The sequence below is a fragment of the Kosakonia sp. H7A genome, from assembly GCF_003028445.1.
Lineage (GTDB): Bacteria > Pseudomonadota > Gammaproteobacteria > Enterobacterales > Enterobacteriaceae > Kosakonia > Kosakonia radicincitans.
In genome coordinates this window covers 21194-29398 of sequence record NZ_PYTZ01000017.1, presented here as the reverse complement: position 1 = coordinate 29398, position 8205 = coordinate 21194, and the positions used below count along the sequence as shown (strand labels likewise).

The window sequence follows — 8205 nt, the reverse complement described above, 5'->3', positions numbered from 1 at the left end:
GGCGACAACATCAAAATGGTTGTTACCCTGATTCACCCGATTGCGATGGACGATGGTCTGCGTTTCGCAATCCGTGAAGGCGGCCGTACCGTTGGCGCGGGCGTTGTGGCAAAAGTTCTCAGCTAATCGCTGATAACATTTGACGCAATGCGCAATAAGAGGGCATCATTTGATGCCCTTTTTGTACGCTTTCGAACCAGAACCTGGCTCATCAGTGATTTTTTTTGTCATAATCATTGCTGAGACAGGCTCTGTTGAGGGCGTTAGTCCGAATCTCGCCAGAGCATTTCGGTTTGGTTGCCTCGCTTATGCGGGGCAAAAATGTTTGTCTGAATTCTTGTGACAGGTTGGTTTATGAGTGCGAATACCGAAGCTCAAGGGAGCGGGCGCGGCCTGGAAGCGATGAAGTGGGTTGTTGTTGCTGTACTGCTGCTCGTGGCTATCGTTGGCAACTATCTTTATCGTGACATGATGCTGCCACTCCGCGCGCTGGCAGTTGTTATTCTGATTGCTGCAGCAGGTGGTGTCGCGCTGTTGACGACGAAGGGTAAAGCGACCGTTGCATTTGCCCGTGAAGCGAGAACCGAAGTACGTAAAGTGATTTGGCCTACTCGTCAGGAAACGTTGCACACCACATTGATCGTGGCTGCGGTAACCGCAGTCATGTCACTGATCCTGTGGGGACTGGATGGTATTCTGGTTCGCCTGGTTTCCTTTATCACTGGCCTGAGGTTCTGAGATGTCTGAAGCTCCTAAAAAGCGCTGGTACGTCGTTCAGGCGTTTTCCGGTTTTGAAGGCCGCGTAGCAACATCGCTGCGTGAGCATATCAAATTACACAACATGGAAGAGTTGTTTGGCGAAGTTATGGTTCCAACCGAAGAAGTGGTTGAAATCCGTGGCGGCCAACGTCGCAAAAGCGAACGTAAATTCTTCCCCGGCTACGTGCTTGTCCAGATGGTAATGAATGATGCCAGTTGGCACCTGGTACGCAGCGTTCCGCGCGTTATGGGCTTCATCGGTGGTACGTCCGATCGTCCCGCGCCGATTAGCGATAAAGAAGTCGATGCGATTATGAACCGCCTCCAGCAGGTCGGTGATAAGCCGCGTCCGAAAACGCTGTTTGAGCCAGGCGAAATGGTTCGCGTTAGCGACGGTCCGTTCGCTGACTTTAACGGCGTGGTTGAAGAAGTGGACTACGAGAAGTCCCGTCTGAAGGTTTCCGTTTCTATCTTTGGTCGTGCGACTCCGGTAGAACTGGATTTCAGCCAGGTAGAAAAAGCTTAATTCTTCGGCGATCAAACGTTGCACAAGGCGTGAAATTGACATACAATTTCGCGCCTTTTGTTTTTACGGGCGATATGCACGTAAAACATCTTTAACACGGGGAGCCTTTAGGGGCGCTATACCCAAACGAGGAAATTTCAATGGCTAAGAAAGTCCAGGCCTACGTCAAGCTGCAGGTTGCAGCTGGCATGGCAAACCCGAGCCCGCCAGTCGGTCCGGCTCTGGGTCAGCAGGGTGTTAACATCATGGAATTCTGTAAAGCGTTCAACGCCAAAACAGAATCCCTGGAAAAAGGTCTGCCAATTCCGGTAGTTATTACCGTTTACGCTGACCGTTCCTTCACTTTCGTTACCAAAACGCCTCCGGCAGCAGTTCTGCTGAAGAAAGCGGCTGGTATCAAGTCTGGTTCCGGCAAGCCGAACAAAGACAAAGTGGGCAAAATCTCCCGCGCTCAGCTGCAGGAAATCGCTCAGACTAAAGCCGCGGACATGACCGGTGCTGACATTGAAGCGATGACTCGCTCAATCGAAGGTACTGCACGTTCCATGGGCCTGGTAGTGGAGGATTAAGAAATGGCTAAACTGACCAAGCGCATGCGCGTGATCCGTGACAAGGTTGATGCGACTAAACAGTACGACATCAACGAAGCCATTGCTCTGCTGAAAGAGCTGGCCACTGCTAAATTCGTAGAAAGCGTAGACGTTGCCGTTAACCTCGGCATCGACGCGCGTAAATCTGACCAGAACGTACGTGGTGCGACTGTACTGCCGCACGGTACTGGCCGTTCAGTTCGCGTTGCCGTATTTACCCAGGGCCCGAACGCTGAAGCTGCTAAAGCGGCTGGCGCAGAGCTGGTAGGTATGGAAGATCTGGCTGACCAGATCAAAAAAGGCGAAATGAACTTTGACGTTGTTATTGCTTCCCCGGATGCAATGCGCGTTGTTGGTCAACTGGGCCAGGTTCTGGGTCCGCGTGGCCTGATGCCGAACCCGAAAGTTGGTACTGTAACTCCGAACGTTGCTGAAGCAGTTAAAAACGCTAAAGCCGGTCAGATTCGTTACCGTAACGACAAAAACGGCATCATCCACACCACCATCGGTAAAGTGAACTTTGACGCTGACAAACTGAAAGAAAACCTGGAAGCTCTGCTGGTTGCGCTGAAAAAAGCCAAACCGACTCAGGCGAAAGGCGTGTACATCAAGAAAGTTAGCATCTCCACCACCATGGGTGCTGGTGTTGCGGTAGACCAGGCTGGTCTGAGCGCAGTAGCGAACTAAGATTCGCCTTTACGTGGGTGGTGAATTTGTCTACAATCTTACCCCCACGATTTGCTAGCGTAAGTTAGCAAGAAAAGATTTGTTCGTTGGAGCCTGGCCTATCCAGGCCTCCGTCGAAGACCGCAGGTGTTTCGTAAGAAGCTTAATTCCCTGCGTAGACGGTGACAGAACCTAAAGATTATTTTTAAAGTACTCTTTGGCTTGTTTCTGCTCACCGTATTAAGACGCTCTTTTCTTTGAAAAGAGTGAAGTGAGTTCCAGGGCATGAGCCCTGGCAAACATCCAGGAGCAAAGCTAATGGCTTTAAATCTTCAAGACAAACAAGCGATTGTTGCTGAAGTCAGCGAAGTAGCCAAAGGCGCGCTGTCTGCGGTTGTTGCGGATTCCCGTGGCGTGACCGTAGATAAAATGACCGAACTGCGTAAAGCAGGTCGCGAAGCTGGCGTTTACATGCGTGTTGTTCGTAACACCCTGCTGCGCCGTGCTGTTGAAGGTACTTCTTTTGAGTGCCTGAAAGACGCGTTTGTTGGTCCGACCCTGATTGCATACTCTATGGAACACCCGGGCGCTGCTGCTCGTCTGTTCAAAGAGTTCGCGAAAGCGAATGCAAAATTTGAGGTCAAAGCCGCTGCCTTTGAAGGTGAGTTGATCCCGGCGTCCCAGATCGATCGCCTGGCAACCCTGCCGACCTACGAAGAAGCAATTGCACGCCTGATGGCAACCATGAAAGAAGCCTCTGCTGGCAAACTGGTTCGTACTCTGGCTGCTGTACGCGATGCGAAAGAAGCTGCTTAATCGCAGTTTTCTTTATAAAGCATTTGCTTACGTATAAACTTATTCTGATATTCAGGAACAATTTAAATGTCTATCACTAAAGATCAAATCATTGAAGCAGTTGCCGCTATGTCCGTAATGGACGTTGTAGAACTGATTTCTGCAATGGAAGAAAAATTCGGTGTTTCTGCTGCTGCTGCTGTAGCTGTTGCTGCTGGCCCGGCTGCTGAAGCTGCTGAAGAGAAAACTGAATTCGACGTTATTCTGAAAGCCGCTGGCGCTAACAAAGTTGCTGTTATCAAAGCAGTACGTGGCGCAACTGGCCTGGGTCTGAAAGAAGCTAAAGACCTGGTAGAATCTGCTCCGGCCGCTCTGAAAGAAGGCGTGAGCAAAGATGACGCTGAAGCTCTGAAAAAATCTCTGGAAGAAGCTGGCGCTGAAGTTGAAGTTAAATAAGCCAACCCTTCCGGTTGCAGCCTGAGTAATCAGGCTGATGGCTGGTGACTTTTTGGTCACCAGCCTTTTTGCGCTGTAGAAGGTGCCGGTAGCGTTTCACACTGTTTGACTACCAGTAGCCTTTACAATGCTTGTTTCTATCGACGACTTAATATACTGCGACAGGAGCTCGCTTCTGTGTAAATCGCAATGAAATGATTTAAGCGTGATAGCAACAAGCATTGCGGAAAGTGCTCCACTTTCCGGTCAAAAAAATAGTGTTGCATAAACTGTCCTTTCGACGGGCAGAGTGGGTCGACTTGTCAGCGAGCTGAGGAACCCTATGGTTTACTCCTATACCGAGAAAAAACGTATTCGTAAGGATTTTGGTAAACGTCCACAAGTTCTGGATGTTCCATATCTCCTTTCTATCCAGCTTGACTCGTTCCAGAAGTTTATCGAGCAAGATCCTGAAGGGCAGTACGGTCTGGAAGCGGCATTCCGCTCCGTGTTCCCGATTAAGAGCTACAGCGGCAATTCGGAACTGCAATACGTCAGCTACCGTCTTGGCGAACCTGTTTTTGACGTTAAAGAGTGTCAGATCCGTGGCGTAACTTACTCCGCTCCGTTGCGCGTAAAACTGCGTCTGGTGATCTACGAGCGCGAAGCGCCGGAAGGCACTGTTAAAGATATTAAAGAACAAGAAGTCTACATGGGCGAAATTCCGCTCATGACCGACAACGGTACCTTTGTTATCAACGGTACTGAGCGTGTTATCGTTTCTCAGCTCCACCGTAGCCCAGGTGTCTTCTTTGACAGCGATAAGGGTAAAACCCACTCATCTGGTAAGGTGCTTTATAACGCACGTATTATTCCTTACCGTGGGTCCTGGCTGGACTTCGAATTCGATCCGAAAGATAACCTGTTCGTTCGTATCGACCGTCGTCGTAAGCTGCCGGCTACCATTATCCTGCGCGCATTGAACTACACCACTGAGCAGATCCTTGACCTGTTCTTTGAAAAAGTGGTCTTTGAGATTCGCGACAACAAGCTGCAAATGGAACTGGTGCCGGAACGTCTGCGCGGCGAAACTGCGTCCTTCGACATCGAAGCGAACGGCAAAATGTATGTTGAGAAAGGCCGCCGTATTACCGCGCGCCATATCCGTCAGCTGGAAAAAGACGAAATTCAACATATCGAAGTTCCGGTTGAGTACATCGCGGGTAAAGTGGCGTCTAAAGACTACATCGACGAATCCACTGGCGAACTGATCTGCCCGGCGAACATGGAACTGTCGCTCGATCTGCTGGCCAAGCTGAGCCAGGCGGGCCACAAACGTATCGAAACGCTGTTTACCAACGATCTGGACCACGGTCCGTACATCTCTGAGACTGTACGCGTCGACCCGACCAACGATCGACTGAGCGCGCTGGTAGAGATCTACCGTATGATGCGTCCGGGTGAACCGCCGACTCGTGAAGCGGCTGAAAGCCTGTTCGAGAACCTGTTCTTCTCTGAAGACCGCTACGATCTGTCTGCGGTTGGTCGTATGAAGTTCAACCGTTCTCTGCTGCGCGACACCATCGAAGGTTCCGGTATCCTGAGCAAAGAAGACATCATCGAAGTGATGAAAAAGCTCATCGGTATCCGTAACGGTATTGGTGAAGTGGATGATATCGACCACCTCGGCAACCGTCGTATCCGTTCCGTTGGTGAAATGGCGGAAAACCAGTTCCGTGTTGGCCTGGTGCGTGTAGAGCGTGCGGTGAAAGAGCGTCTGTCTCTGGGCGATCTGGATACCCTGATGCCGCAGGATATGATCAACGCCAAGCCGATCTCCGCAGCCGTGAAAGAGTTCTTCGGTTCCAGCCAACTGTCTCAGTTTATGGACCAGAACAACCCGCTGTCCGAGATTACGCATAAACGTCGTATCTCTGCACTCGGCCCAGGCGGTCTGACCCGTGAGCGTGCAGGCTTCGAAGTTCGAGACGTTCACCCGACCCACTACGGTCGCGTATGTCCGATCGAAACGCCTGAAGGTCCGAACATCGGTCTGATCAACTCCCTGTCCGTGTATGCACAGACTAACGAATACGGCTTCCTCGAAACGCCGTACCGTAAAGTGACTGACGGCGTGGTAACTGACGAGATCCATTACCTTTCTGCAATTGAAGAAGGTAACTATGTTATCGCTCAGGCGAACACCAACCTGACGGAAGAAGGTCGTTTTGTAGACGATCTGGTGACCTGCCGCAGCAAAGGCGAATCCAGCCTCTTCAGCGCAGACCAGGTTGACTACATGGACGTTTCTACCCAGCAGGTGGTTTCCGTCGGTGCGTCCCTGATCCCGTTCCTGGAACACGATGACGCCAACCGTGCATTGATGGGTGCGAACATGCAACGTCAGGCGGTTCCGACTCTGCGCGCTGATAAGCCGCTGGTTGGTACCGGTATGGAACGTGCTGTTGCCGTTGACTCCGGTGTAACCGCAGTTGCGAAACGTGGCGGTACCGTTCAGTACGTGGATGCTTCCCGTATCGTTATCAAAGTTAACGAAGACGAGATGTACCCGGGTGAAGCAGGTATCGACATCTATAACCTGACCAAATACACCCGTTCTAACCAGAACACCTGCATCAACCAGATGCCGTGTGTTTATCTGGGTGAGCCAATTGAGCGCGGCGACGTGCTGGCAGACGGCCCGTCCACCGACCTCGGTGAACTGGCACTCGGCCAGAACATGCGCGTAGCGTTCATGCCGTGGAACGGTTACAACTTCGAAGACTCCATCCTCGTCTCCGAACGTGTTGTTCAGGAAGATCGTTTTACAACGATCCACATTCAGGAACTGGCGTGTGTGTCCCGTGACACCAAGCTGGGGCCGGAAGAGATCACCGCTGACATTCCGAACGTGGGTGAAGCTGCGCTCTCCAAACTGGATGAATCCGGTATCGTTTACATCGGTGCGGAAGTGACCGGCGGCGACATTCTGGTTGGTAAAGTAACGCCGAAAGGCGAAACTCAGCTGACGCCAGAAGAGAAACTGCTGCGCGCGATCTTCGGTGAGAAAGCGTCTGACGTTAAAGACTCTTCTCTGCGTGTGCCGAACGGTGTCTCCGGTACTGTTATCGACGTTCAGGTCTTTACCCGCGATGGCGTGGAAAAAGACAAACGTGCGCTGGAAATCGAAGAGATGCAGTTGAAGCAGGCGAAGAAAGATCTGTCTGAAGAACTGCAAATCCTCGAAGCTGGCCTGTTCAGCCGTATCCATACCGTGCTGGTTTCCGGCGGCGTTGAAGCTGAGAAGCTCGACAAACTGCCGCGCGACCGCTGGCTGGAACTCGGCCTGACCGACGAAGCGAAACAAAATCAGCTGGAGCAACTGGCTGAGCAGTACGACGAACTGAAACACGAGTTCGAGAAAAAACTTGAAGCGAAACGCCGCAAAATCACTCAGGGCGACGATCTGGCACCGGGCGTGCTGAAGATTGTTAAGGTTTATCTGGCTGTTAAACGTCAGATCCAGCCTGGTGATAAGATGGCAGGTCGTCACGGTAACAAAGGTGTTATTTCTAAGATCAACCCGATCGAAGATATGCCTTACGATGAAAACGGCACGCCGGTAGACATCGTACTGAACCCGCTGGGCGTACCGTCTCGTATGAACATCGGTCAGATCCTCGAGACCCACCTGGGGATGGCTGCTAAAGGTATCGGCGACAAGATCAACGCCATGCTGAAACAGCAGCAGGAAGTCGCGAAACTGCGCGAATTCATCCAGCGTGCATACGATCTGGGCGCTGACGTTCGTCAGAAAGTTGACCTGAATACCTTCAGTGATGAAGAAGTTCTGCGTCTGGCTGAAAACCTGCGCAAAGGCATGCCGATCGCAACGCCGGTATTCGACGGTGCGAAAGAGTCCGAAATCAAGGAACTGTTACAGCTGGGTGGCCTGCCGACTTCCGGTCAGATCACTCTGTTCGATGGTCGTACCGGTGAGCAATTCGAGCGCCAGGTTACCGTCGGCTACATGTACATGCTGAAACTGAACCACCTGGTTGATGACAAGATGCATGCGCGTTCCACCGGTTCTTACAGCCTGGTTACTCAGCAGCCGCTGGGTGGTAAGGCACAGTTCGGTGGTCAGCGCTTCGGTGAGATGGAAGTATGGGCACTGGAAGCTTATGGTGCCGCTTACACCCTGCAAGAAATGCTTACCGTTAAGTCTGATGACGTGAACGGTCGTACCAAGATGTATAAAAACATCGTGGACGGCAACCATCAGATGGAACCAGGTATGCCGGAATCCTTCAACGTACTGTTGAAAGAGATCCGTTCTCTGGGTATCAACATCGAACTGGAAGACGAGTAATTCTCGCTCAAACAGGTCACCGCTGTCGGGGTAATACCCGGCAGCGGAATGTGCTAACTCCG

7 protein-coding genes and 1 pseudogene are annotated in these 8205 nt (G+C 51.6%); all 8 read left to right on the top strand.

Features of this window, described 5'->3' with window-relative positions:
• Positions 1-126: pseudogene (gene tuf / locus CWM66_RS27455) on the top strand (elongation factor Tu); the annotation flags it as partial.
• Positions 127-354: 228 nt separating this feature from the next.
• Positions 355-738 carry a preprotein translocase subunit SecE gene (gene secE / locus CWM66_RS27445; protein WP_003033128.1) on the top strand — a complete coding sequence of 128 codons (384 nt, stop codon included), beginning with the start codon at positions 355-357 and terminating at the stop codon, positions 736-738.
• Between the two features lies 1 nt (position 739).
• Entirely contained in the window at positions 740-1285 is a 546-nt protein-coding gene (gene nusG, locus CWM66_RS27440) for a transcription termination/antitermination protein NusG (protein WP_006816549.1), read from the top strand.
• A gap of 140 nt (positions 1286-1425) precedes the next feature.
• Positions 1426-1854 (top strand): 50S ribosomal protein L11, encoded by a 429-nt coding sequence (gene rplK, locus CWM66_RS27435; protein ID WP_008503452.1) that lies wholly within the window; start codon positions 1426-1428, stop codon positions 1852-1854.
• A 3-nt stretch (positions 1855-1857) separates the two neighbouring features.
• Positions 1858-2562 (top strand): 50S ribosomal protein L1, encoded by a 705-nt coding sequence (gene rplA / locus CWM66_RS27430; RefSeq protein ID WP_035890285.1) that lies wholly within the window; start codon positions 1858-1860, stop codon positions 2560-2562.
• Between the two features lie 297 nt (positions 2563-2859).
• A complete protein-coding gene (rplJ, locus tag CWM66_RS27420) occupies positions 2860-3357 on the top strand; it encodes a 50S ribosomal protein L10 (RefSeq protein WP_035890288.1) in 498 nt (165 codons plus the stop codon).
• Between the two features lie 66 nt (positions 3358-3423).
• On the top strand, positions 3424-3792 hold the full coding sequence (rplL, locus tag CWM66_RS27415) for a 50S ribosomal protein L7/L12 (RefSeq protein WP_035890291.1): 369 nt from the start codon (positions 3424-3426) through the stop codon (positions 3790-3792).
• Between the two features lie 322 nt (positions 3793-4114).
• Positions 4115-8143 carry a DNA-directed RNA polymerase subunit beta gene (gene rpoB, locus CWM66_RS27410; protein WP_035890293.1) on the top strand — a complete coding sequence of 1343 codons (4029 nt, stop codon included), beginning with the start codon at positions 4115-4117 and terminating at the stop codon, positions 8141-8143.
• Positions 8144-8205: the final 62 nt, after the last annotated feature.

What these genes read in the sequence shown, in the direction of transcription:
- secE (WP_003033128.1), top strand. Translation starts at nt 355, where the DNA reads ATGAGTGCGAATACCGAAGCTCAAGGGAGCGGGCGCGGCCTGGAAGCG.
- nusG (WP_006816549.1), top strand. Translation starts at nt 740, where the DNA reads ATGTCTGAAGCTCCTAAAAAGCGCTGGTACGTCGTTCAGGCGTTTTCC.
- rplK (WP_008503452.1), top strand. Translation starts at nt 1,426, where the DNA reads ATGGCTAAGAAAGTCCAGGCCTACGTCAAGCTGCAGGTTGCAGCTGGC.
- rplA (WP_035890285.1), top strand. Translation starts at nt 1,858, where the DNA reads ATGGCTAAACTGACCAAGCGCATGCGCGTGATCCGTGACAAGGTTGAT.
- rplJ (WP_035890288.1), top strand. Translation starts at nt 2,860, where the DNA reads ATGGCTTTAAATCTTCAAGACAAACAAGCGATTGTTGCTGAAGTCAGC.
- rplL (WP_035890291.1), top strand. Translation starts at nt 3,424, where the DNA reads ATGTCTATCACTAAAGATCAAATCATTGAAGCAGTTGCCGCTATGTCC.
- rpoB (WP_035890293.1), top strand. Translation starts at nt 4,115, where the DNA reads ATGGTTTACTCCTATACCGAGAAAAAACGTATTCGTAAGGATTTTGGT.